The organism is Sphingobium sp. RAC03 (assembly GCF_001713415.1).
Lineage (GTDB): Bacteria > Pseudomonadota > Alphaproteobacteria > Sphingomonadales > Sphingomonadaceae > Sphingobium.
Window position 1 is genome coordinate 1,954,461 of record NZ_CP016456.1, and the last position, 20,954, is coordinate 1,975,414.

Below are 20,954 nucleotides of genomic sequence, written 5' to 3' on the forward strand. Positions count from 1 at the left end.
TCTTACCCGTTGCCCTTCATCAGCAGCAGGAGCGCGACGATGACGATGGCGATCGCCTGAAACAGCACGCGGTTCATCATCGCCTTATTCTGCTTCAACCGCGACGGACCGGGACCGCTGCCTTCGGGCGCGTTCAACTCCTCCTTCGTCGTCTGCAGGAAGCTGATGATGCCACGGATCAGCGCGAACAGCGTCGCGGCCATGGCAAGGATGAGGGCGATGACGAGGACTATGTTCATATGTCCAACTTAGGCGCTTGCCAGCCTGATTCCAACCGGAAAGCGCTTGCCTCTTAGGGCAGTCGCGAGTTCGGCGGGATCGACCCCTTGCGCGCGCAGATCGGCGAGCGCGATCGACCTGTCCCGCTTGGCCAGCCGCCTGCCATCCGGTCCGACCAGCAGCGGATGGTGGCAATAGGTCGGGGAGGGGAGGTCGAGCAACGCCTGCAACAGGCAATGAATATCCGTCGCACCCTTCAGATCATCGCCGCGCAGCACATGGCTCACCCCCATCGCGGCATCGTCCAGTGTGCAGGACAGATGATAGCTCGCCGGCGCATCCTTGCGCGCCAGCACGACATCGCCATGCGCCAGCGGGTCGGCGGAATGCAGCGTCTCACCCTTTTTATCGTCATCCCCGCGAAGGCGGGGATCCATCTCCCAACCTGGCGTTGACATGACAGCGTGGGAGATGGGTTCCTGCCTGCGCGGGAATGACGAGGTAGAAAAGGCGAGCGCCCGCCACCGCACCACCCCAACCCGCGTCACCCCCGCCGCCATATCGATCCGCCAGGCATGCGCCTCGCCCGCATCGATCCGCCGCGCCCGCTCGCCAGCGCCCAACCCCCGGCATGTCCCCGGATAAACCGGCCCCTCCGGCCCATGCGGCGCCGTCAAACTCGCTTGAATATCCGCCCGCGTGCAGAAACAGGGATAGAGCAGCCCCATGGCCCGCAACCGATCGAGCGCGGCTTCATAAGCCCCCAGCCGATGCGACTGGAAAACGACCTCGCCGTCCCACGTCACGCCCAGCCAGCGCAAATCCTCGATGATCCCCGCCATATGCTCTGGGCGGCTACGCGTCCCGTCAATATCCTCGATCCGCAGGCGAAAAGCGCCCCCCGCCGCGCGCGCCATGTCCATGGCCAGCAACGCCGACCAGCCATGGCCGACATGCAGCCGCCCGGTCGGGCTGGGGGCAAAGCGGGTCACCATATGCGGTAGGGCGTTCGTATCGGTCATACAGGCTCTTGACGGACGATATTGGTTGATGCTGTCATGCGGATGTCATGTTGCTGGTTAATCAGCGGCGTCGGCAAGGGGGTAGAAGGTTTCTATGTACCATCCCGACCTTATACGGCACCCGGAAAACTGCCCGGCGCTCGTACTCAATGCGGATTACACCCCGCTCAGCTATTATCCGCTGAGCCTTTGGCCGTGGCAGACAGCGATCAAGGCGGTATTTCTCGACCGCGTGGACATCATCGCCAGCTATGAGCGGCAGGTGCATAGTCCCAGCCTGGACATGAAAATCCCCTCGGTCATCGCGCTCAAACAATATGTGCGCCCGTCCGAACATCCCGCCTTCACCCGCTTCAACCTGTTCCTGCGCGACAGGTTCGCCTGCCAATATTGCGGCGTCAGCACCGACCTGACCTTCGACCATGTCGTGCCGCGCCGCGCGGGCGGGCGCACCACCTGGGAAAATGTCGCCACCGCCTGTTCACCCTGCAACCTGAAAAAAGGCGGCCGGACGCCCAAGCAAGCGGGCATGCGCCTCCATGTCGAACCGATCCGGCCGACGACCTGGCAGTTGCAGGAACATGGCCGCGCCTTCCCGCCCGGCTATCTCCACGACAGCTGGCGCGACTGGCTTTATTGGGATGTCGAGCTGCTGGCATGATGCGGGCGCTGCGGCTTGCTCTGGCCGTGCTGCTGCTTGGGCCTGGCCCGCTCGCCGCGCAGGAGGACCATAGCGGCCTGACCCGCGCCAAATATGTGCAAAACTGCCTGATGTGCCACAATCGCGCCGCGCCCGAAGGCCTGTCGCCCGCCATCCTCGCCCGCCTTGCGCCGCAACCCGAGCTCAAGCCAGCAGTCGCCATGCCCGGCGTCACCTGCTGGCGCCGCTGCGACCGCTGCTTCGCGCCCGCGCCACGGCAGGAATAGAAGGTTAAGCCTCTCAAAAAATACCGTTCGTCCTGAGTAGCCATTGAGCGAAGTCGAAATGGCGTATCGAAGGATCATGCGCAGCCGCCAGATGCTTCGATACGAGCCTTCGACAGGCTCAGGCTCTACTCAGCACGAACGGAAATGAAGAGTGTCTGCATCAAGATGTGATCGCTATCCGACCGGCAACCAGTCCAGGTCCATATCCTTCTGCCGATTGGTATAATGGCCGATCTCCTCCAGCCGGGGCAGATCGCGCAGCGTGATGCGGCCGTTGGACCGGCTGATCAGCCCTTCTTCCTCCATCTGCCGGATCATGCGGTTCACATGCACCGATGTCAGGCCGATCGAATCACCGATTTCCTCCTGCGTCAGCTTCAGGTCAAAACTGTCGGTGACGGCATCGTCGGTGACGCGGATGCGATCGAACATGTCGAGCAGGAAGGAGGCAACCCGCGCCTTGGCCGATGTCCGCCCCAGCGACGCGAGCCGGTCGGTCATCGCCACCCGCTCGGCATTGGACAGCAGGAACAGCAACGCGGCAACACGCGGCGATTCATCGAGCAGTCGGCGCAGCGCATGCTTGTCGAACGGACAAATAATCGCGTCTGTCAGCGCGATCAGCGATTCGGGCGCGCGGCTATAGATGGTGCTAGCCGACCCGATGAAGTCGCCCGGAAAATAGACGCGCAATATCTGACGGCTGCCGTCGGGCATGATGACGAAGCTCATCATCCGGCCTTCGCGCAGCACGAACAATTCCGTCACCGTATCATTGACACGCTGAACCATCGCCCCGCGCTTTACCTTGCGGGGGTTTTCCTCCAACCGTGCCAGTGCCGTCTTTTCCGCGTCCGACAGCGGCACCTGTTTGGCCAGCCTTGCGGCGAAACAACTCGTTGCCACCAATAACACCTTCTTCCAATTCTCGTTACGATGGCAGAACGCCTCAAGCGCCTTTTGGCTGCATTTGCGCCCGTCGCACTAAACTCGATCAAGCTGGCGACGATTGTTGCGGCTATATTGCGCGCACGCCGCGCACGGGTGACGAATGCTACGGCGTCCGCCTTGCGCGGCGCGCATTTGCCGCTATTAACCCTGTCCGATGGACCGCATTGATATTCGCGGCGGCAACGCACTGAACGGCCGCCTTCCCATTTCCGGCGCGAAAAATGCGGCTTTGACGCTGCTGCCCTGCGCCTTGTTGACCGACGAGCCGGTAACGCTGCGCAATCTGCCGCGCCTGGCCGATGTCGACAGTTTCGGCCACTTGCTGAACCAGTTGGGCGTCTCGACCATGATCGAGGGGGCAAGGCCGGAGGATTTCGGCCGCGTCCTCACTATGCGCGCGGGTCGCGTCACCTCGACCGAAGCGCCCTATGATATCGTGCGCAAGATGCGCGCGTCGATCCTGGTGCTTGGCCCCTTGCTCGCCCGTGCAGGCGAAGCGCGGGTCTCGCTGCCGGGTGGCTGCGCCATCGGCAACCGACCGATCGACCTGCATCTGAAGGCGCTCGAAGCCTTTGGCGCGGTGCTGGAGATTACCGCAGGCTATGTCCGTGCCAGCGTGCCCGATGGCGGCCTGCCCGGCGGTCACTTCACCTTCCCGGTCGTGTCGGTCGGTGCGACCGAAAACGCGCTGATGGCCGCCTCGCTCGCCAAGGGCACCTGCATCCTCGACAATGCCGCGCGCGAACCGGAAATCGTCGATCTGTGCAACCTGCTCATCGCCATGGGCGCCGATATCGAAGGCGTCGGCACCGACCGGCTGGTGATCCATGGTCGCGAACGGCTGCATGGCGCGACCTACAGCGTGATGCCCGACCGGATCGAAGCGGGCAGCTATGCCTGCGCGGTCGCTATTGCCGGGGGTTCGCTCGATCTCGCCGGGGCCAATGAAAACGACATGCACGCCATCATCGTCGCGCTGCGCGAGGCCGGGGTGCAGGTCGATCCCTATAAGGGCGGCATCCGCGTCGCCTCGGACGGCAAGCTGCGCCCGCTCACCCTCTCGACCGCGCCTTTCCCGGCCTTCCCGACCGACATGCAGGCGCAGTTCATGGCGATGCTGACCATGGCCGATGGCGCATCGGTGCTGACCGAAACCATCTTCGAAAACCGCTATATGCATGTGCCCGAACTGGCGCGCATGGGGGCCGACATCGCCGTCAATGGCCGCACGGCCGTCGTCCGCGGCGTGCCCCGCCTCGTCGGCGCGCCGGTGATGGCGACCGACCTGCGCGCCTCGATGAGCCTCATTCTCGCGGGCCTCGCTGCCGAAGGCGAAACCCAGGTCAACCGCGTCTATCATCTCGATCGCGGCTATGAACGGCTCGAAGAGAAATTGTCCGCCGTCGGCGCGGATATCGAACGGGTCAGCGATGGCTGAGGGCCGCGGCCTGGAGACGGATCGTGCCGCGCTGCTCGCGCTCTACGATCTTGATGCCGGTGGTTTCCGCAATCTGGACGAGATCACGGAGTTCGCGGCAACGCTGTGCGACGCGCCGATCGCCTTGGTCAGCATTGTCGAGGATGTGCGCCAGCGCTTCCTGGCCCGCACCGGGCTGGATGCGGAGGAGACACCGCGCGACGTCTCCTTCTGCGCCCACGCCATGCTGGGGTCGGAGATTTTCGTCGTCCCCGACGCCACGCAAAATCATCGTTTCGCCGACAATCTGCTGGTCACTGGACCGCCGCATATCCGCTTCTACGCCGGGGCGCCGCTTGTCGGGGCCGATGGCGTGCCGCTCGGCGCGCTATGCGTCATCGATACCAAGCCGCGCGCCGACCTGACACCGATGCAGCGCCAGGGCATGGTCCTGCTCGCCCGGCAGGTGATGGTCGAACTGGAGGGGCGTCGCCGCAACCGCGACATCATCACCTTCCAGAATGAAAGCGCGGCCGCGCTCGCCACCAGCGACCGCATGTTCCACACGTTGGCCGACACCATGCCGCAAATGGTCTGGTCGACGCTGCCCGATGGCTTTCACGATTATTATAATGCGCGCTGGTATGAATATACCGGCACACCGGCTGGCTCGACCGATGGCGACGGGTGGAGCGGCGTCTTCCATCCCGACGATCAGGAGCGCGCCTGGGGCCGCTGGCGCACTAGCCTCGTCACTGGCGAACCCTATGAGATCGAATATCGGCTGCGCCACCATAGCGGCGAATATCGCTGGACACTGGGCCGCGCCCTGCCGATCCGCAATGCCGAAGGCGAGATCACCCGCTGGATCGGCACCTGCACCGACATTCACGAACAGAAATTGATGATGGAAGAGCGCGAAATGATCGCGCACGAACTTTCTCATCGGATCAAGAATATCTTTTCGGTCATCGCTGGCCTCATTGGCCTGTCCGCGCGCCAGCATCCGCAGATAAGCGATGTCGCCGACGACTTGCGCGACCGCATTCTGGCGCTGGGCCGCGCCCATGATTTCGTGCGCCCGCACAGCGCCGACTCCGCGCCGCAGCCGGGGCAGGGGGTCGGCAGCCTGTCGGGTATCCTCAAACAGATTTTCGCGCCCTATCGCGGCACGGACGGCTCGCGCATCCTGCTGTCGGGCGACGATGCCGCCATCGACGACCGTTCCGCGACGCCGCTCGCGCTGCTCTTCCACGAACTCGCCACCAACGCCGCCAAATATGGCGCGCTCTCGGTCCCGGACGGGCGCGTGCTTCTCGATGTCAGCGCGGTCGGCGACGATATCCGCATCGACTGGCGCGAAGAGGGCGGGCCGAGCATCACGCCTTCCAGCACCGACGGGTTCGGCAGCCGCCTGATGACGCTCAGCGTCGAACGGCAACTGGGTGGTAGAATCGAGCGCGAATGGCGCTCGGAAGGCCTTGCGATCAGCCTCTCGATTCCGCGCCGTTCGATGAGTCGGACGGCAGGAAAGGAATAAAGCCCGCAATATCGGCAGCGCAGGGTTCCGGCGTTTCCTCTGCCGCCAGCTGCAGCGCGGCGACGATGCTATGCGCGCGAAACGGCTTGGTGATCACGCCTAGCGCCGCCACCGAAGCCGGGCCGATCTGGGCGGGATTGGCGGTCACATAGATGACCCGCACGCCATGCTGCATCGCCAGTTCCATGCCGATCGCCGGACCCGTCGGCCCATCGCGCAGGTTGAGATCGACGAGCGCGATGTCGCACGAATCGGCGCAGGCGAGCGCCGCATCCCGGTCGGCCGCGATCGCGCCGACGTCGAATCCGGCGTCCTCGACGATCTGCTCGATTTCCAGCGCGACGAATATCTCGTCCTCGACGATCAGAACCTTCTTGCTCATTCCCATTTCCATATAATCTGGATCAATGGAATGTCCCGCACCGTGGTTCAGTTCCCCCGCTGGCGGATAAAGCCTTGAAAACTACACTATTGGACAGGCCTCACGCCGCCTCGCTGGTCCACAGCGTCTCGAACTCGGTCCCCTTCATCAACAGCACCGACGCCGGATAACCGCCCTCGCTTGCCTGCCGCGCGGTCGCCGTCGCGCTTTCGACCGCCGCCGCCTGGGTCGCGAAGGGGCCATAATAGCTGTTGTTCAGATTGATCTTCCACGCGCCATCATGGTGCAGGACGATGTAGCGGGCATGGGGGAGTTTGGGCGGCAGTGTCTTGGTCATAATACCTCGATGTTATAATGGTGCCAGGCCATGATCGCCGCCGCGCCGCGATGCGGTCGCCAGGCGTCTGCTAAAGCGCGGGTCGCTTTTTCGCTGGGCCGTTCGGGCAATCCCAATATTCGTCCCGTCTCGATCTGCACGGCCAGGTCGCCCGCCGGCCAGATATCGGGCCGCCCCTCGGCAAACAACAGATAGATTTCCGCCGACCAGCGCCCGATCCCCTTGATCCGCACCAGTTGCGCAATCGCTTCCTCGTCATCGGCGGGCAGGGCGTGGAGGTCCAGCGTACCCGTCACCACCATCTCGGCCAGGCTGCGGGCATAGCCCTGCTTCTGTCGCGACAGCCCGCACGCGCGCAACGCATCATAATCCCGCGCCAGTAGCACGTCGGGCGCACAGCCTTCGCCCAGTTCCGCCTCCAACTTGCGCCACACCGCGCCTGCTGACGCCACGCTGACCTGCTGCCCGACGATCGTGCGCAGCAATGTCTCATAGCCCGGCTCGCGCACCCGCGGCTCTGGATAGCCCGCCCGCGCCAGCGCGGCGGCGAAACCCGGCTCGATGGCGGCGATCGCGTCCAGGCTGTCGCGCAGCTGTTGCGCCGTCGTCACCATGATGTTTCCCTCAGCAGCGCTTGATTTCCCGGCGTCCCTCCGTCAGAGCAGCGGAGATAATTTCCTAGGGGACTGGATAGATGCCGAAACTGATCGTGGTCAACCGTGCGGGCGAAGAACAGGCTGTCGAAGGCGACAATGGCCTGTCGGTGATGGAAGTCATCCGCGACAACGGCTTTGACGAATTGCTGGCCCTGTGCGGCGGTTGCTGCTCCTGCGCCACCTGCCATGTCTATGTCGATCCCGACTTCGCCGATGTGTTGCCCGCGATGACCGAGGACGAGAACGACCTGCTCGACAGCTCCGACCACCGCAACGACACCAGCCGCCTGTCCTGCCAGGTCGTGCTGAGCGACGCGCTCGACGGCCTGCGCGTCACCATCGCCCCCGAAGACTGACCCCAAAAAAATCCTCCCCTGCAAGGGGAGACGGAGGGGTGTCACCCTATCAACAGGGCGACACCCTTTCCTTTCTGCTACCGACTCGCCGCCGCATAGAGCGCGATCGCCGCCGCATTGGAGACGTTCAAACTCTCCATCCGCGGACTGATCGGCAGCTTCGCCAATATGTCGCAATGCGCCATGCTGTTGTGCCGCAAGCCTTCGCCCTCGGCCCCCAGCACCAGCGCCACGCGCGATTCGCCGATGGCGTCGCCCAGCACCGTGTCCGCATCGCCATCCAGGCCGATGCGCCAATAGCCTGCCTCGGCAATCTCATCGAGCGCGCGCGCCAGGTTCACCACCCGCACCCACGGCATGATCTCCAGCGCGCCCGACGCCGCGCGCGCCAGCACGCCCGATTCGGGTGGCGCATGCCGGTCCTGCGTGACGATGCACAGCGCGTCGAACGCTGCCGCCGACCGCAGGATTGCGCCGACATTATGCGGGTCCGTCACCTGGTCCAGCACCAGAATCGGGCGCTTGTCGTCGCGGCCCTGTTCCAGCACTTCGTCCAGCCAGACATCGTCCAGTGGTTCGACTTCGGCGACGATGCCCTGATGCGGCGCATCCGACGGGACCATCCGGCCCATATCGGCGACGTCGGCATAGACGATCGGCAGCACCGGGGGCAGGTCGAGCGGGGCCAGCGCTTCGCGCGTGCCCCATATCTTGCGCACGATGCGATTGGGGTTGGCGAGAGCCGCAATAACGGCGTGACGCCCATAGAAGCGCGGGAAGGCGCCCTTGGGCTTGGCGGAGCGATGACCTCTTTTCATGATTGCGCTCATTTCACATCCACCCATTGACAGGCAAGCCTCGTTTCGCCATTGAGCCGCCTCCGGCGCGATGAAAGGCAGTTTTCTGTCATCGCACAGGGTACTGGACAGGTGGCCGAGTGGTTAAAGGCAGCAGACTGTAAATCTGCCGGGCTACGCCCTACGTTGGTTCGAACCCAACCCTGTCCACCACCCTTGCGCGTTGCGCCCCGGCGCGCGGCCTCTTCCGGGTTTCCGGCTGGCGCGCCCTCCCACCGAGCCCGCTGAGAGACGAAAGGGAAGCGCCCATGGCGTGGCTTATCCTCGGCATCGCTATATTTACTGAAATCTGCTGGGCCTTGAGCCTCAAATGGGCCGCAGGGGTCGCCACCTGGCAGGCGTCGATCATCCCGATCGCGCTCAGCTTCCTCAACATGGGCCTCCTCGCCCTCGCCATGCGCGGCATCCCCGCAGGCACCGCCTATGCCGTCTGGACCGGCCTTGGTGCCGTAGGCGTCATCATCGGCGGCATCCTCTTCTTCGGCGACCGCGTGAACGGCGTGCAGATGGGCTTCATGGCGCTGATCGTGGTGGGCGTCGTGGGCACGAAGTTTTTCGCGAGTGCGTGAGGGGGGTGCGCGGGATAGTGCCAGTTGTCGCCTTTATGGAGCCCATTTCTATTTTCCGAAATCGGTCATTCGTTCAGGTTCAGGCGGTCTTTCCGGCGATGGACAAGCAGACGGTTAGCCATCGACCACTTTCCGACCTTCGCGCGAGGGTAGGCCGAAGCCGCTGCTAGTTCGTTCAGGGTGGCCCCTCCTCGATCTTGCGGCTGTTGTGCATCGCAACCTGCTTAATCTGCCCGTCTAAACCCGCTAGTCGGCCTTTCAGAGCCTGCTCCTCACCGTTCCCGCCAAGCATGTTTTGACGAGCAAGGCGCCGCTTCAGATGCTGCCGATGCGGAACGGAAAGCCGATCACCCTTCACGATCACACCGGTGATCTCGGCGGGTCGGTCAATGAACGACTTTTCCTTGTGGTAGCGTAGGCCGTAACCGTGGATCATCTTCTTGATGAGCCAGATGTCCGACGACGGCACCTTCGTTCCTGAGATCGTCACGTCGTCAATGTAGACGGTCATGACGTAATCGCGTTCACGGCAGAACGAATCGAGCTTCGCCCACAGGTCGTAATAGGCGAAGTATGCCATGATCGGGCTTAGCGGGCTGCCGGTGGGAAGCCTGCCTTGAAAGGTCGACAGAGACGTGAGGATCGACGCTACGTCCGTGCGACACTTCATGATCGTCGCAAAAAACCAGAACACGCGACGTGATGGCGTGCTCGGGAAGAACTTCTTGATGTCGAGGCATCGAACGACGCGGTTGTTGCGATGGGAAGCCGCGTTCGTGACGTAGCAGCGCCCTTTGACGGGACAAAAGAGGAAGTCCGGCGGTTCGATCGCTGCGAGGAACTTGGCGATCTTCGCCTGCACGGCTTTCAGGGGAGCGGCTGGGTTCTCGACGTGCCGTTTGCCGCCCCCCTTCTTCTCGATGTCGAATTCGTGATAGTCATCCGCCCTCGCAATCAAGGTCATGAGCGCATTGTTCGTGAGGCCGAGCACTTGAGCTAATTTCGCTGGGCTGCTCGCCTTGAACAGCCTCGACTGATTGAGCGGAATCGCCTTCCTATTCTGCATGTGCCCGGCCAGCGCGGGCTTCGAGGAATTGCATTAGAGCGAGCACCTTCCCGGCAACGAACGTGCGAGCGGTGTCCATTGAACCACCACGCGCCAACGACTCCGAGAAGAACATGATTGAGGAAACGGGAATGTCGAATTGCTTAGAGTATTTCTCGATTACTTCGAGCGTGGGCGTCTTGGTGCCTCGTTCGATCTCCGAGATATAGGAGGTCGAAACGCCCACGCGCTCAGCAGCTTCTTTCTGCTTTAGGTCATGGTAGACCCGAATGAGCCTTAGGGCTTCGCCTAACATGTGCTTGCCTTTCTGTGACGTAATGCAGGGTGGCGGTTTACTCCCGAAAGAACTTGATGGCTGCCAGCGCGAGACCAAGGATCTGTGCGATCCACCGCCCGATAGCAAACACCGCCTTCAAAGTCTGCGGACGGATGAGGGGCTTCGCCCAACGCCGCCGCTTACTCAGTTTCTTCCGCCTACGTTCCCCGTTCAGATCCAATTGTGACATTGGTTTGTTTCCTTCTTCGCCACCCCCACAGCCAATCTGTGAGAGCGCCGTCCTGGCTCGGAAGGATGGGGGAGGAACGCGTTACCCTGATCACCTGAGCGGGCCCCGGCCGTCCGGGGCGCGCTCCGCGCCGCTGTCGTGAGCCCACGACCGCAGCCATTTGGTAGAAGGCCCGAAGCCTGCCTGGAGGGAAAATCCCTCAGTGAATGACGACTTGTCCCCTCTGGTGCCTGAACAATACTTATGTCGCGCAATCCGAGATTCGACGCAAGTCCTTTGATCCGCTCAGAGCGGATTTATCCCTTTCAGCAGCGAAGTGCGATATTTCTGCATCACTTTTGTTGTTGAGCTTAATCTCAGCGCCCGGCGGGCAAGCGTGTAGGTCAGCTCTCCACCCGTCAGCGCCGTTCTCGCGTTCGGTTTCCTGCGGATATAGCCCGGACCGGCAGCTATAACGACCTCCACGCCGGAAACCCGACCGTCTGAAATCGGCCAAAAATCCCTGTCCTACATCTCCCACCGCATGCCATACTCCACCCGCGCTCTTTCTCCCTGTCACCTTCCCCCACCCTGCGGCTCCCCCCTCCGCACACCCACCCACTTCGCAAAAATTCGCCTATTGCGAAATCCGCGCCACCCGTCTGTACCCACGCTTTTGCGTCGGCCACGACACTGTATACTTCGCAACCGGCTGCGCCGTTGCAAAACGCCGCTTCGTGGACTTTGCTGCACCGCACGCCCATGCTAGGGGCGCGCCATGCTTAATCTGAATGCCATCACCGTGCGCCTGGGCGGCCGCATCATCCTTGACCGTGCCGCCGCCGCGCTGCCGCCCCGGTCGCGCGTCGGCCTCATCGGCCGCAATGGCGCGGGCAAGTCCACGCTGATGAAGGTGATGATCGGCCAGCTCGACCCGGACGAGGGCAGTTGCGACATGCCGCGCGACACGCGCCTTGGCTATATCGCGCAGGAGGCGCCGTCGGGCACCGCGACCCCGTTCGAAACCGTGCTGGAGGCGGACAAGGAACGCGCCGCGCTGATGGAAGAGGCGGAGCATACGCAAGATCCCGACCGCCTCGGCCATATCTATGAGCGGCTGACGACGATCGACGCTTACACCGCCCCGGCACGCGCCGCCCGCATCCTGGTGGGCCTTGGCTTTGACGAGGAAATGCAGGGCCGCCCGCTCGACAGCTATTCGGGCGGCTGGAAGATGCGCGTGGCGCTCGCCTCGCTGCTCTTTTCCAACCCGGACCTGCTGCTGCTCGACGAGCCTTCGAACCATCTCGATCTCGAAGCAACGCTCTGGCTCGAAAATTTCCTCAAAGCCTATCGCGGCACCGTGGTCATCATCAGCCATGAACGCGACCTGCTCAACAATGTGGTCGACTATATCCTGCATCTCGAAGGCGGAAAGGTCACCCTCTATCCCGGCGGCTATGACGCCTTCGAACGGCAGCGCGCCGAACGGCTAGCCCAGCTCGAATCGGCCCGCACCAAGCAGCAGGCCGAGCGCGAGAAATTGCAGGAGTATGTCGCCCGCAACTCCGCCCGCGCCTCGACCGCGAAACAGGCCCAGTCCCGTGCCAAGGCGCTGGCCCGGATGCAGCCGATCGCAGCCGCCATCGAAGATCCGACGCTGCATTTCGGTTTCCCCAGCCCCGCGGAACTACGCCCGCCGCTCATCACCATGGACATGGCCTCGGTCGGCTATGGTGACACGCCGATCTTGAAGCGCATCAACATGCGCATCGACCCGGATGACCGGATCGCGCTGCTGGGCCGCAACGGCAATGGCAAGACGACGCTGGCCCGCCTCATCGCCGCGCAACTCGCGCCGATGGAAGGCGAAATGGCGTCCAGCCCCAAGATGAATGTCGGCTATTTCACCCAATATCAGGTGGAAGAGCTGGACGTCACCGACACCCCGCTCGAACATATGACCCGCGTCATGAAGGGCGCGACCCCCGGCGCCGTCAGGGCGCAACTCGGCCGCTTCGGCTTCTCCGGCGAGCGCGCGGTGCAGAAGGTCGGCTCCATGTCCGGTGGCGAACGCGCCCGCCTGGCGCTCGCCCTCATCACCCGCGACGCCCCGCACATGCTGATCCTCGACGAACCGACCAACCATCTCGACGTCGACAGCCGCGAAGCGCTGGTCCAGGCGCTGAACGACTATTCGGGCGCCGTGGTGATCGTCAGCCATGACCGCCACATGATCGAACTGGTCGCCGACCGGCTGGTGCTGGTCGATAATGGCACCGCCCAGCCGTTCGATGGCAGCCTTGACGATTATACCGACATCATCCTGCGCAAGGCCGACGGCAACAGCAGCAGCGGCGACGCGCCCAAGGTCGATCGCAAGGCCGATAAAAAGGCCGCCGCCGAGTGGCGCGAAAAGCAGAAGCTGCTCAAGAACGCGGTCAACAAGGCCGAACGCGAAATGACTGCACTCGCGGCCGAACGCACCCGCATCGACGCGGCGCTCGCCAACCCCGCCAAGGCGACGGCCAAGACCAGCGACCTGATGGTCCAGCGCGCGGCGATCGAAAAGAAACTCGCCGCCGCAGAGGAAGTCTGGATGGAAGCGGGCGCAGCGCTCGAAGCGGGCTAGAAGCAGCGCTCCAGCAACATCAGCGCCGGGTCGCCCTCGACGGCGCGGGCGGTAAAGCCCATTTCCCGCTCCAGCGAGATCGCGGCATGATTGTCGCGGCTCTCGATCGACTGGAGCTTCTTGATGCCCCAATGCCGCGCTTCCTGCGCCATATGGTCGAGCAGGGTCCAGCCGATCCCCTTGCCCTTGAGTTCGGGCAGGATCGAAATGGCGACTTCGCCAATGTCGCCCGCCTTGTCCGCCGCCAGCGTCGCCGCTGCGATGATCGTCGCGCCGCCCGGCTCGAATGCCAACACCGTTTCATGTCGGTGATGCTCGAAGGCGGTAATGTCATGCAGTTGCGCCGGGCTGACATGGCGCACCGCGCTTAGAAAGCGGAAACGCCGGTCTTCGTCGGACACTTCGTCGAAGAAGGCGGCCAGTGCCACCTCATCGTCATGGGTAGCCGGGCGCACCGTGAAGGGAAAGCCGTACCGGGTTTCAAGCGCGATCATCAGATAATATCCTTTTGCATTCAGGCCGCCGCCAATGCCTTCACCAGGAAGTGCAGGGCAGCGCCATCGGGTTCGATCAGGGTGATCATATTACCCGCCCGGATCGCTTGCGCGTCCAGCCGGAACAGCCGTTCGTCATCTTCCTTGCCCGGCGCATAGGCCAGCGCCCAGCCCTCGGCCGTGCGCAACAGGCTGCCGTGCCGGTCGGGTTCGTTGGGCCAGAAACGCCGCACCGTCGCGAGTTCGGGATGGGCGCGATAGGCCGGTTCGTCGATCACGCCATCCTCTCCCAGCGGCAGCCGCAGCACATAGCTGCGCGCCACCGACCCTTTGGGAAAAGCAGGAGAGCTGGCCAGCTCCAGGCGTATCGTGGTCCACGTCATGCCGGAATGAATCGGATTTGGGCGCAGAAAATTCTATAAGGACTATCCCTGATGGTGCGCGCGCCGGGGGACGCCTAGCCATCAAGGGGCGATAAACCCTGCCGGGAGACGTGCGATGAAATCGATCCTGCTGCATATTCATGATGATGTCGGCGCGGACAGCCGCCTGCAGGCCGCCTGCGACCTCGCCCGCGCTTGCGATGCCCATGTCCATTGCGTCCAGGTGACGCCGCTGCCCGATCTGGTCGCGGCCGACGTCTATGGCGGCGCGGGCTATGCCCCCTCGATCGCGGCCGAACTGCATGAGATTGACGAAGCCTATCGCACCAAGATGGAGGCGCGGTTGGGGCAGGAGGATATCGCCTGGGACTGGCGTCAGATCGACGGCGACAGCGTCGCGGGCCTGCTCTCCGCCGCGCGGTTGAGCGACGCGATCGTCGCGACCCTGCCCGAAGGCGGACGGGTCCATGTGTCCGATCCCTTGCCGATCGTCGCCGACTTGGCGCTGGGCGGGCGGACGCCGGTGCTGGCCGTACCGCAGGCGTGCAAGGGTTTTGCCGTCACCGGCACGGCGCTAGTCGCCTGGGACGGGTCGCCCGAATCCTGCGCCGCCCTGCGCGCTGCCGTTCCGCTGTTGCAACGGGCGCAGGCGGTGGAGATCGTGTCTGTCGAGGAAGCCGACAAGGCCGAATTTCCCTCGACCGCCGCGCCCGAATATCTCGCCCGCCACGGCATCAAGGCGCAACTGCATAGCTGGCCGCGCAAGGGCCGGGCGGTGGACGTGGCGCTGCGCGAGGCGATCGGCACGCTGGCGGCGGACTGGGTGGTCATGGGCGCATTCGGCCACAGCCGCTGGCGCGAACTGGTGTTCGGCGGCGTCACCCGCGCCATGCTGCGCGATACGCGTGTGCCCCTCTTGCTGGCGCACTGAAAGAGGGTCATGGTCGGCGCATGGCTGTAGCGGATGATGAAAGCGATGCGCTGACCGACGCGCACAGTCTGGAACAGGCTTTGCTGGGGTCCATCCTGGCGACCATTCCCGATGCGCTGATCGTCATCGACATGCGCGGGCGCATCGTGTCGTTCAGTGCCGCGGCGCAGCGCATGTTCCAATATAGCGAAGCCGATGTGCTGGGCGAGAATATCTCGATGCTGATGCCCTCGCCGGATCGGGAGCGGCATGACGGCTATATCGGCCATTATATCGACACCGGCGAAAAGCGGATCATCGGCATCGGCCGCCTGACCGCCGCGCGGCGGCGCGACGGGTCCACCTTTCCCATCGAATTGTCGGTCGGGGAAGTGAATGATCAGGGCCAGCGCCTCTTCACCGGCTTCATCCGCGACCTGACCGAACGGCAGCAGGCCGAACGGCGCGTCGCCGACTTGCAGGCCGAACTCGCCCATGCCGGGCGGGTGACGGCGATGGGCACGCTCGCCTCCGCGCTGGCGCATGAACTCAACCAGCCCTTGACCGCCATCGCCAATTATATGGAGGCAGGCCGCGACCTGCTCGCCGCCCCCGGCGACCTAGACCGCGCCATGCTGGGCGAAGCGATGGACGAAAGCGCGCGCCAGGCCCTGCGCGCGGGCGAGATCATCCGCTCGCTGCGGGAATTCATCAAGCGCGGCGAAACCCTGCGCCAGCCCGAGCCGCTGCGCAGCCTGCTCGCCGAAGGGGCGGCGCTGGCCTTCATCGGCACCGACAGCCGCGGCATCGACATGGATGTGCAGGTCGACCGCCCCGTCGATCTGGTGCTGGCCAATCGCGTGCAGTTGCAGCAGGTCATCATCAACCTCGTCCGCAATGCGGTGGACGCGATGCAGGACAGCCCGGCCCGCATCCTGCGCCTCACCGCCGCGCCCGCCGACGATGGCAAGGTGGAGGTGGTCGTCGCCGACAGCGGCCCCGGCCTGGACCCCGCCATGTCGCGCACGCTCTTCACCCCCTTCACCACCACCAAGGCCAATGGTATGGGGGTCGGCCTGTCGATCAGCCAGACGATCGTCGAAGGCCATGGCGGGCGCATCTGGGCCACGCCCTCGCAATGGGGCGGCACCGCCTTTCATTTCACTTTGGACCGGGCGGACGACCTATCATGAGCGAACCCTATCCCCTTTATGTCGTGGATGATGACGACGCGATCCGCCGCTCGCTCTCCTTCCTGCTCAAGACCAGCGGCTTTGGCGTGCAAGTCTTCGAAGGCGGACTGCCCTTCCTGAAGGCTGCTGCGACGCTGCCGCAGGGTTGCGTCCTGCTCGACGTGCGGATGCCCGACATAGACGGGCTGGAGGTGCAGCGCGAACTGCGCGCGCGCGGCATCATGCTGCCGGTCATCATCATGACCGGCCATGGCGACATCGACATGGCGGTCGCGGCGATGAAGGCGGGCGCGAGCGATTTCATCGAAAAGCCTTTCGAAAAAGCGACCCTGCTCGCCTGCATCGAATCGGCCCGCAAACAGTCAATCGCCACGCGCGGGGTCGGCGCACGGGCGCAGGAGGCGCAGGCCCGCCTCAACATCCTGACCGACCGCGAACGCGAAGTGCTGGACGGGCTGGTCGAAGGCCTACCCAACAAGACCATCGCCTATGACCTGGGCATCAGCCCCCGCACCGTCGAAATCCACCGCGCCAATTTGATGCAGAAACTGGAAGTCCGAAGCCTGGCCGAAGCTCTCCGCATCGCCTTCCACGCCGTCGAGGGGGCACCGGCGGCATAGGCCAAACTAAACGCGAAGCTGCATGAGCTAAAACCCTCCCCTGCAGGGGAGGAATTTTTAGAAACTCGCTTTCAGGCCGTCGATTACGAATTGGGCGGCCAGGGCGGCGAGTAATACCCCAAGCAGCCGGGTGATCACCGCTTCGATCTTGCGGCCGAGCAGTGCCATCAGCGGACCTGCGGCGAGCAAAGCGCCGAGCATGAGCGCCAGCGTCAAGAGCACCGCGCCCAGCACGACCAGCCGCTCGGTCAGGTCGTGGGCGCGCGACATTAGCAGCATCACCGTGGCGATCGACCCTGGTCCCGCGATCATCGGCATCGCCATCGGGAAGACCGACACATCCTCGACATGGGGTTCTTCGTCGGTGAGTTTCTGCGCCCGGTCCTCGCGCCGCTGGGTGCGTTTTTCGAAGACCATGTCCATGGCGATCATGAACAGCATGATGCCGCCCGCGATGCGGAAACTGTCGAGTTCGATGCCCAGCACGCCGAGCAGTTGCTTGCCCCATAGGGCGAAGACCAGCAGGATGGCGGCCGCGATGCCGACCGCGCGGATCGCCATGGCGCGCCGTTCGGCGGCGCTCGCTTCGCCGGTCAGGCTGGCATAGATGGGCGCGCAGCCCGGCGGGTCGATCACCACGAACAGGGTGACGAAGGCCGACAGGAATAATTCGATCATGTTCCGGCCCCTACTCTGTCTGTGATGACGGCATCATAGCTGCTGCCATTCCATATTTGCACATTGACGGTGCGGCTGCCATCGGCGGCGACGTCAGCGCTCCAGAGCAGGCTGTCGTCGGGCGGCGGGGGCAGGTCATTTTTACCCGGCGGTGGCCCTTCGGGACGCGGCGGCCGCTTGCAGGTGGCGACCTTGCCGGTCAGAAATTCAGGCGCAGCGCGGGGGCTGGCGAGCGGGGCGCGATGATCGAATATCCATTCCCACCGCCCCTTCTTGTCGCGCCGCCAGATGGTGGTGAAATAGCCGACCGATCCGTCCGTGGCGGTCCAGTTGCCGGTGCTGGCGGCGAGGCCACCATCGCATCCGACATAGACGATTGAGGGGGACCAGGTCATTGTTGCGGGCGGATCGGCTCGGCCTTTCAGCCAATCCTTCGCCAGCACCCGTTGCGGCGCGACCATCACGGCGTCATCGGCGGCGGTGTCGCGAAAGGCGGTCCATTGCCCCTTTTGCTTCGCCAGCCGGTTGAAGGCGATTTCAGCGGCGATGACCGAACTGGGGTCGGGCTGAAAGCGCAGCGGCGGGCGGGCGGAGACCGGCACCGCGAGCAGCGCCAGCGCGCTGAGCGTCAGGAGGGCGGCGCGTGCCCTCACAAGCCCTCCGGCTTGGGCAGGCCTGCGCGGGCATGGGCGGCGACCAGCGTGTTGCGCAGCAGCACCGCGATCGTCATCGGGCCGACGCCGCCGGGGACGGGCGTGATCGCGCGGACATGGGCGAGCGCTTCGGCAGTGGCGACGTCGCCGACGATCCGGCTCTTGCCATCCTCGGTATCGGTTACGCGGTTGATGCCGACGTCGATCACCGTCGCGCCGGGCTTGATCCATTCGCCCTTGACCATTTCGGCCCGGCCAACGGCGGCAACGACGATGTCGGCGCGATGCACGATGCTGGCAAGGTCGCGGGTGCGGCTGTGGGCGATGGTCACGGTGCAGCTTTCGGCAAGCAGCAACTGCGCCATCGGCTTGCCGACGATATTGGAGCGGCCGACCACGACCGCCTCCAGCCCCGACAGGTCGCCCAGCTCATCCTTCAGCAGCATGATGCAGCCCATCGGCGTGCAAGGGACCAGCGCCTCCTGCCCCGTCGCCAGACGGCCCGCATTGACAACATGGAAGCCATCGACATCCTTGGCCGGGTCGATCGCGGCGATGACGCTGGCTTCGTCGATATGGTCGGGGAGCGGCAACTGAACGAGGATGCCGTCTATGCGGTCGTCCTGATTGAGTTCGGCGATCAGGTCGAGCAGGTCGTCCTGGCCGATGCTGACCGGGCGTTTGAATTCATAGCTTTCCATGCCGACCGCGACGGTCATCTTGCCCTTCGACCGGACATAGACGCTGCTGGCCGGGTCTTCGCCCACCAGCACGACGGCCAGGCCCGGCTTGCGCCCCGCCTGTGCGGCGAAGGCGGCGACACCCTCGGCCACCGTGTCGCGCAGCCCCGCCGCATAAGCCTTGCCGTCGATGATCTTGCCGATGGTCATGTCGCTTGCACCCATATGTCGATGATGGTGGTGAGGCGCGCCGCAGCGTGCGCCCCATCCCGTATTCGCAGCCGCTTTAGCCGGTTGGTGTCGCCCGATTCCAGTAAAATCGCGCTTTTGGGCCAATCGAGCGCCTTGGCCAGCAGCGCGATCAGCGCGCCATTGGCGCGGCCCTTTTCGGGTACGGCGCGCACGCGGGCTGATAGCCAGGCCGCGCCCTTCTCGTCCGTCCAGCCGCCGCCGATCGCATCCTTCTTAGCGCCCGGCGTCAGCCGGACGGCGAGCAGCAGATCGTCGCCCGCCAGCGACCAGACCGCGGTCAGATCGTCGCGCGCATCAGCGCCCCGAACAGATTTTCGCGCACCGGCCCCTGCAGGATGATGACCGCGAGCAGCACGACCATCGGCGACAGGTCGAGCGCACCCAGATCCGGCAGCACCTTACGCACCGGGCGATAGAGCGGCTCGGTCATGCGATCGAGCGCGTAGAGGCCGTTGCGCACATATTCGTTGGACGTGTTGATGACGTTGAAGGCGATCAGCCAGCTCAGCACCGCTTGGACGATGATGATCCACCACACCGCTTCCAGCACGATATAGACGATGCCGTTGAGGGCGTTCAGAAGTTCGTACAAGCTATCGTTCTCCGCTGGTCACCCGCCACAGGGGGCGGGTTCTTCGGTCTATGCTTTAGCGCAGGCGGCAGGCCGTCCACAAGCGGCAGCACGCGCCCTTAGCGCCGGATCAGCGTGCCCGCGCCGCGCCGGGTGAAGATTTCCAGCAGCATTGCATGGGGCACCCGGCCGTCGAGGATGACGGCGGCGTCTACCCCGCCCTCGACCGCGCGGACGCAGGTTTCGAGCTTGGGGATCATACCGCCGCTGATCGTGCCATCCTGTTGCAGGACTTCGATCCCCTGCGGGTCGAGGTCGGTCAGCAGGTTCTTGTCCTTGTCCAGCACGCCCGCGACATCGGTCAGCAGGAAGAAGCGCGACGCGCCGAGTTCGGCGGCGATCGCGCCCGCCATCGTGTCGGCATTGACGTTATAGGTATGGCCGTCCGCGCCGATACCGACGGGGGCGACCACGGGGATGATGCCGTCCTGCGTCAGCGTGTCGAGGATGCGGCGGTCGACCTTCACGGGGTCACCGACGAAGCCCAGGTCGACATTGCGCTCGATCCCCGAATTGGGGTCGGCCTCGCGCTTGCCCAGCACTTTTTCGCACAGGATCAGGTTGCCGTCCTTGCCGGAGATGCCGACAGCGCGGCCGCCTGCTCCGGCGATCCAGCCGACGATTTCCTTGTTGATGGAGCCAGCCAGCACCATTTCGGCGATCTTGGCGGTTTCAGCATCCGTGACGCGCAGGCCGCCGACGAACTCCGATTCGACGCCCAATTTCTTGAGCATCGCGCCGATCTGTGGTCCGCCGCCATGGACGACGACGACATTGATGCCGACCGCCTTCATCAGCACCACATCCTCGGCGAAGTCGCGCGCGGCTTCGGGGTCGCCCATGGCGTGGCCGCCATATTTGACGACGAAGGTCTTGCCCGCATAGCGCTGCATATAGGGCAGCGCTTCGACCAGGGTTTCGGCCTTGGCGAGGAGCGCGGGATCGGGGGCGTGATTGCTGTTCATGCGCGGGCGCATAAGCCCTAAGCGGGGGTATCGCAAGGCCGGGACCGTACAGCGACCCGGACAAGGGTCGCGTGTTTTT

Annotated in this window: 27 protein-coding genes and 1 tRNA gene; 11 read left to right on the forward strand and 17 right to left on the reverse strand. The window is 64.2% G+C overall.

Features of this window, described 5'->3' with window-relative positions:
• Window positions 1–2: 2 nt before the first annotated feature.
• Window positions 3–239, reverse strand: coding sequence for a twin transmembrane helix small protein (locus tag BSY17_RS14010; protein WP_037473323.1), 237 nt, complete (start codon window positions 237–239; stop codon window positions 3–5).
• A 9-nt stretch (window positions 240–248) separates the two neighbouring features.
• Window positions 249–1,214: a tRNA glutamyl-Q(34) synthetase GluQRS gene (gene gluQRS, locus BSY17_RS14015; protein WP_443019529.1), complete on the reverse strand. Its 966-nt coding sequence runs from the start codon at window positions 1,212–1,214 to the stop codon at window positions 249–251.
• A gap of 121 nt (window positions 1,215–1,335) precedes the next feature.
• On the opposite strand from gluQRS, the gene BSY17_RS14020 reads away from it, so the two are divergent.
• Together BSY17_RS14020 and BSY17_RS14025 are read left to right on the forward strand one after the other, a co-directional pair.
• Window positions 1,336–1,902: an HNH endonuclease gene (locus BSY17_RS14020; protein ID WP_043154176.1), complete on the forward strand. Its 567-nt coding sequence runs from the start codon at window positions 1,336–1,338 to the stop codon at window positions 1,900–1,902.
• Complete coding sequence (locus BSY17_RS14025) at window positions 1,899–2,168, forward strand: hypothetical protein (protein ID WP_237236321.1); 270 nt, start codon at window positions 1,899–1,901, stop codon at window positions 2,166–2,168. Before BSY17_RS14020 ends, BSY17_RS14025 begins: the two co-directional genes overlap by 4 nt.
• Before the next feature lie 174 nt (window positions 2,169–2,342).
• Here the strand turns inward: BSY17_RS14025 and BSY17_RS14030 are convergent, their stop codons facing one another.
• Window positions 2,343–3,077, reverse strand: a complete 735-nt coding sequence (locus BSY17_RS14030; RefSeq protein ID WP_069065957.1) for a Crp/Fnr family transcriptional regulator — start codon at window positions 3,075–3,077, stop codon at window positions 2,343–2,345.
• 196 nt (window positions 3,078–3,273) lie between these two features.
• On the opposite strand from BSY17_RS14030, the gene murA reads away from it, so the two are divergent.
• Both murA and BSY17_RS14040 read left to right on the forward strand, forming a co-directional pair.
• Window positions 3,274–4,557, forward strand: a complete 1,284-nt coding sequence (gene murA, locus BSY17_RS14035) for a UDP-N-acetylglucosamine 1-carboxyvinyltransferase (RefSeq protein WP_069065958.1) — start codon at window positions 3,274–3,276, stop codon at window positions 4,555–4,557.
• On the forward strand, window positions 4,550–6,076 hold the full coding sequence (locus BSY17_RS14040; RefSeq protein WP_069065959.1) for a PAS domain-containing protein: 1,527 nt from the start codon (window positions 4,550–4,552) through the stop codon (window positions 6,074–6,076). Before murA ends, BSY17_RS14040 begins: the two co-directional genes overlap by 8 nt.
• On the opposite strand, the gene BSY17_RS14045 is transcribed toward BSY17_RS14040, so the two are convergent.
• The 3 genes from BSY17_RS14045 to BSY17_RS14055 all read right to left on the reverse strand — a co-directional run bounded on the left by BSY17_RS14045 (window position 6,024) and on the right by BSY17_RS14055 (window position 7,409).
• The gene (locus tag BSY17_RS14045; protein ID WP_037473308.1) at window positions 6,024–6,458 is read right to left on the reverse strand and encodes a response regulator; all 435 of its coding nucleotides are present in this window, start codon (window positions 6,456–6,458) and stop codon (window positions 6,024–6,026) included. The two genes, BSY17_RS14040 and BSY17_RS14045, sit on opposite strands and share 53 nt — an antisense overlap.
• A gap of 100 nt (window positions 6,459–6,558) precedes the next feature.
• Window positions 6,559–6,795 (reverse strand): DUF2188 domain-containing protein, encoded by a 237-nt coding sequence (locus BSY17_RS14050; protein WP_171899247.1) that lies wholly within the window; start codon window positions 6,793–6,795, stop codon window positions 6,559–6,561.
• On the reverse strand, window positions 6,792–7,409 hold the full coding sequence (locus BSY17_RS14055) for a DNA-3-methyladenine glycosylase family protein (protein WP_069065960.1): 618 nt from the start codon (window positions 7,407–7,409) through the stop codon (window positions 6,792–6,794). The genes BSY17_RS14050 and BSY17_RS14055 overlap by 4 nt, the downstream gene beginning before the upstream one ends.
• A gap of 80 nt (window positions 7,410–7,489) precedes the next feature.
• Here BSY17_RS14055 and BSY17_RS14060 point away from each other — a divergent pair, with 80 nt between their 5' ends.
• Window positions 7,490–7,807, forward strand: coding sequence for a 2Fe-2S iron-sulfur cluster-binding protein (locus BSY17_RS14060; protein WP_037473305.1), 318 nt, complete (start codon window positions 7,490–7,492; stop codon window positions 7,805–7,807).
• A 77-nt stretch (window positions 7,808–7,884) separates the two neighbouring features.
• Here the strand turns inward: BSY17_RS14060 and BSY17_RS14065 are convergent, their stop codons facing one another.
• Window positions 7,885–8,625, reverse strand: coding sequence for a TrmH family RNA methyltransferase (locus tag BSY17_RS14065; RefSeq protein WP_069066987.1), 741 nt, complete (start codon window positions 8,623–8,625; stop codon window positions 7,885–7,887).
• 105 nt (window positions 8,626–8,730) lie between these two features.
• Here BSY17_RS14065 and BSY17_RS14070 point away from each other — a divergent pair.
• Window positions 8,731–8,817, forward strand: a tRNA-Tyr gene (locus tag BSY17_RS14070).
• 95 nt (window positions 8,818–8,912) lie between these two features.
• Complete coding sequence (locus BSY17_RS14075; protein WP_043154187.1) at window positions 8,913–9,233, forward strand: DMT family transporter; 321 nt, start codon at window positions 8,913–8,915, stop codon at window positions 9,231–9,233.
• Window positions 9,234–9,408: 175 nt separating this feature from the next.
• Here BSY17_RS14075 and BSY17_RS14080 read toward each other — a convergent pair whose 3' ends face one another.
• Complete coding sequence (locus tag BSY17_RS14080) at window positions 9,409–10,299, reverse strand: reverse transcriptase family protein (RefSeq protein WP_069065961.1); 891 nt, start codon at window positions 10,297–10,299, stop codon at window positions 9,409–9,411.
• Window positions 10,289–10,594: a helix-turn-helix transcriptional regulator gene (locus tag BSY17_RS14085; RefSeq protein WP_069065962.1), complete on the reverse strand. Its 306-nt coding sequence runs from the start codon at window positions 10,592–10,594 to the stop codon at window positions 10,289–10,291. Before BSY17_RS14085 ends, BSY17_RS14080 begins: the two co-directional genes overlap by 11 nt.
• 968 nt (window positions 10,595–11,562) lie before the next feature.
• Here BSY17_RS14085 and BSY17_RS14090 point away from each other — a divergent pair.
• Complete coding sequence (locus tag BSY17_RS14090; protein WP_069065963.1) at window positions 11,563–13,416, forward strand: ABC-F family ATP-binding cassette domain-containing protein; 1,854 nt, start codon at window positions 11,563–11,565, stop codon at window positions 13,414–13,416.
• Here the strand turns inward: BSY17_RS14090 and BSY17_RS14095 are convergent.
• Together BSY17_RS14095 and BSY17_RS14100 are read right to left on the reverse strand one after the other, a co-directional pair.
• Window positions 13,413–13,910, reverse strand: coding sequence for a GNAT family N-acetyltransferase (locus tag BSY17_RS14095; RefSeq protein WP_069065964.1), 498 nt, complete (start codon window positions 13,908–13,910; stop codon window positions 13,413–13,415). The two genes, BSY17_RS14090 and BSY17_RS14095, sit on opposite strands and share 4 nt — an antisense overlap.
• 20 nt (window positions 13,911–13,930) lie before the next feature.
• Window positions 13,931–14,293 carry a hypothetical protein gene (locus BSY17_RS14100; RefSeq protein WP_069065965.1) on the reverse strand — a complete coding sequence of 121 codons (363 nt, stop codon included), beginning with the start codon at window positions 14,291–14,293 and terminating at the stop codon, window positions 13,931–13,933.
• A 115-nt stretch (window positions 14,294–14,408) separates the two neighbouring features.
• Here BSY17_RS14100 and BSY17_RS14105 point away from each other — a divergent pair, with 115 nt between their 5' ends.
• The 3 genes from BSY17_RS14105 to fixJ are packed head-to-tail and all read left to right on the forward strand — an operon-like array spanning window position 14,409 to window position 17,016.
• Window positions 14,409–15,224, forward strand: coding sequence for a universal stress protein (locus BSY17_RS14105; RefSeq protein WP_069065966.1), 816 nt, complete (start codon window positions 14,409–14,411; stop codon window positions 15,222–15,224).
• A gap of 20 nt (window positions 15,225–15,244) precedes the next feature.
• A complete protein-coding gene (locus BSY17_RS14110) occupies window positions 15,245–16,396 on the forward strand; it encodes a sensor histidine kinase (protein WP_069065967.1) in 1,152 nt (383 codons plus the stop codon).
• Window positions 16,393–17,016: a response regulator FixJ gene (fixJ, locus tag BSY17_RS14115; protein WP_069065968.1), complete on the forward strand. Its 624-nt coding sequence runs from the start codon at window positions 16,393–16,395 to the stop codon at window positions 17,014–17,016. Before BSY17_RS14110 ends, fixJ begins: the two co-directional genes overlap by 4 nt.
• A gap of 57 nt (window positions 17,017–17,073) precedes the next feature.
• On the opposite strand, the gene BSY17_RS14120 is transcribed toward fixJ, so the two are convergent.
• The 6 genes from BSY17_RS14120 to argB form a co-directional block, all read right to left on the reverse strand.
• Window positions 17,074–17,694 carry a MarC family protein gene (locus tag BSY17_RS14120; protein WP_069065969.1) on the reverse strand — a complete coding sequence of 207 codons (621 nt, stop codon included), beginning with the start codon at window positions 17,692–17,694 and terminating at the stop codon, window positions 17,074–17,076.
• Window positions 17,691–18,347, reverse strand: a complete 657-nt coding sequence (locus BSY17_RS14125; protein ID WP_069065970.1) for a hypothetical protein — start codon at window positions 18,345–18,347, stop codon at window positions 17,691–17,693. The genes BSY17_RS14120 and BSY17_RS14125 overlap by 4 nt, the downstream gene beginning before the upstream one ends.
• Window positions 18,344–19,237: a bifunctional methylenetetrahydrofolate dehydrogenase/methenyltetrahydrofolate cyclohydrolase FolD gene (gene folD, locus BSY17_RS14130; RefSeq protein WP_069065971.1), complete on the reverse strand. Its 894-nt coding sequence runs from the start codon at window positions 19,235–19,237 to the stop codon at window positions 18,344–18,346. The genes BSY17_RS14125 and folD overlap by 4 nt, the downstream gene beginning before the upstream one ends.
• Complete coding sequence (locus BSY17_RS14135; RefSeq protein WP_069065972.1) at window positions 19,234–19,560, reverse strand: DUF167 family protein; 327 nt, start codon at window positions 19,558–19,560, stop codon at window positions 19,234–19,236. Before BSY17_RS14135 ends, folD begins: the two co-directional genes overlap by 4 nt.
• Entirely contained in the window at window positions 19,557–19,871 is a 315-nt protein-coding gene (locus BSY17_RS14140; RefSeq protein WP_150125798.1) for a YggT family protein, read from the reverse strand. Before BSY17_RS14140 ends, BSY17_RS14135 begins: the two co-directional genes overlap by 4 nt.
• 98 nt (window positions 19,872–19,969) lie before the next feature.
• Window positions 19,970–20,887, reverse strand: a complete 918-nt coding sequence (gene argB, locus BSY17_RS14145) for an acetylglutamate kinase (protein ID WP_037473279.1) — start codon at window positions 20,885–20,887, stop codon at window positions 19,970–19,972.
• Window positions 20,888–20,954: the final 67 nt, after the last annotated feature.

Excerpts from the sequence above, each read along its gene's own strand:
- BSY17_RS14055 (WP_069065960.1), bottom strand. The coding sequence starts at position 7,409 with ATGGTGACGACGGCGCAACAGCTGCGCGACAGCCTGGACGCGATCGCC.
- BSY17_RS14050 (WP_171899247.1), bottom strand. The coding sequence starts at position 6,795 with ATGACCAAGACACTGCCGCCCAAACTCCCCCATGCCCGCTACATCGTC.
- fixJ (WP_069065968.1), top strand. The coding sequence starts at position 16,393 with ATGAGCGAACCCTATCCCCTTTATGTCGTGGATGATGACGACGCGATC.
- BSY17_RS14020 (WP_043154176.1), top strand. The coding sequence starts at position 1,336 with ATGTACCATCCCGACCTTATACGGCACCCGGAAAACTGCCCGGCGCTC.
- BSY17_RS14085 (WP_069065962.1), bottom strand. The coding sequence starts at position 10,594 with ATGTTAGGCGAAGCCCTAAGGCTCATTCGGGTCTACCATGACCTAAAG.
- BSY17_RS14105 (WP_069065966.1), top strand. The coding sequence starts at position 14,409 with ATGAAATCGATCCTGCTGCATATTCATGATGATGTCGGCGCGGACAGC.
- BSY17_RS14080 (WP_069065961.1), bottom strand. The coding sequence starts at position 10,299 with ATGCAGAATAGGAAGGCGATTCCGCTCAATCAGTCGAGGCTGTTCAAG.
- BSY17_RS14110 (WP_069065967.1), top strand. The coding sequence starts at position 15,245 with ATGGCTGTAGCGGATGATGAAAGCGATGCGCTGACCGACGCGCACAGT.
- BSY17_RS14040 (WP_069065959.1), top strand. The coding sequence starts at position 4,550 with ATGGCTGAGGGCCGCGGCCTGGAGACGGATCGTGCCGCGCTGCTCGCG.
- BSY17_RS14045 (WP_037473308.1), bottom strand. The coding sequence starts at position 6,458 with ATGAGCAAGAAGGTTCTGATCGTCGAGGACGAGATATTCGTCGCGCTG.
- BSY17_RS14120 (WP_069065969.1), bottom strand. The coding sequence starts at position 17,694 with ATGATCGAATTATTCCTGTCGGCCTTCGTCACCCTGTTCGTGGTGATC.
- BSY17_RS14010 (WP_037473323.1), bottom strand. The coding sequence starts at position 239 with ATGAACATAGTCCTCGTCATCGCCCTCATCCTTGCCATGGCCGCGACG.
- BSY17_RS14075 (WP_043154187.1), top strand. The coding sequence starts at position 8,913 with ATGGCGTGGCTTATCCTCGGCATCGCTATATTTACTGAAATCTGCTGG.
- gluQRS (WP_443019529.1), bottom strand. The coding sequence starts at position 1,214 with ATGGTGACCCGCTTTGCCCCCAGCCCGACCGGGCGGCTGCATGTCGGC.
- argB (WP_037473279.1), bottom strand. The coding sequence starts at position 20,887 with ATGCGCCCGCGCATGAACAGCAATCACGCCCCCGATCCCGCGCTCCTC.
- BSY17_RS14060 (WP_037473305.1), top strand. The coding sequence starts at position 7,490 with ATGCCGAAACTGATCGTGGTCAACCGTGCGGGCGAAGAACAGGCTGTC.
- BSY17_RS14090 (WP_069065963.1), top strand. The coding sequence starts at position 11,563 with ATGCTTAATCTGAATGCCATCACCGTGCGCCTGGGCGGCCGCATCATC.
- BSY17_RS14100 (WP_069065965.1), bottom strand. The coding sequence starts at position 14,293 with ATGACGTGGACCACGATACGCCTGGAGCTGGCCAGCTCTCCTGCTTTT.
- BSY17_RS14025 (WP_237236321.1), top strand. The coding sequence starts at position 1,899 with ATGATGCGGGCGCTGCGGCTTGCTCTGGCCGTGCTGCTGCTTGGGCCT.
- BSY17_RS14065 (WP_069066987.1), bottom strand. The coding sequence starts at position 8,625 with ATGAAAAGAGGTCATCGCTCCGCCAAGCCCAAGGGCGCCTTCCCGCGC.
- BSY17_RS14095 (WP_069065964.1), bottom strand. The coding sequence starts at position 13,910 with ATGATCGCGCTTGAAACCCGGTACGGCTTTCCCTTCACGGTGCGCCCG.
- murA (WP_069065958.1), top strand. The coding sequence starts at position 3,274 with ATGGACCGCATTGATATTCGCGGCGGCAACGCACTGAACGGCCGCCTT.
- folD (WP_069065971.1), bottom strand. The coding sequence starts at position 19,237 with ATGACCATCGGCAAGATCATCGACGGCAAGGCTTATGCGGCGGGGCTG.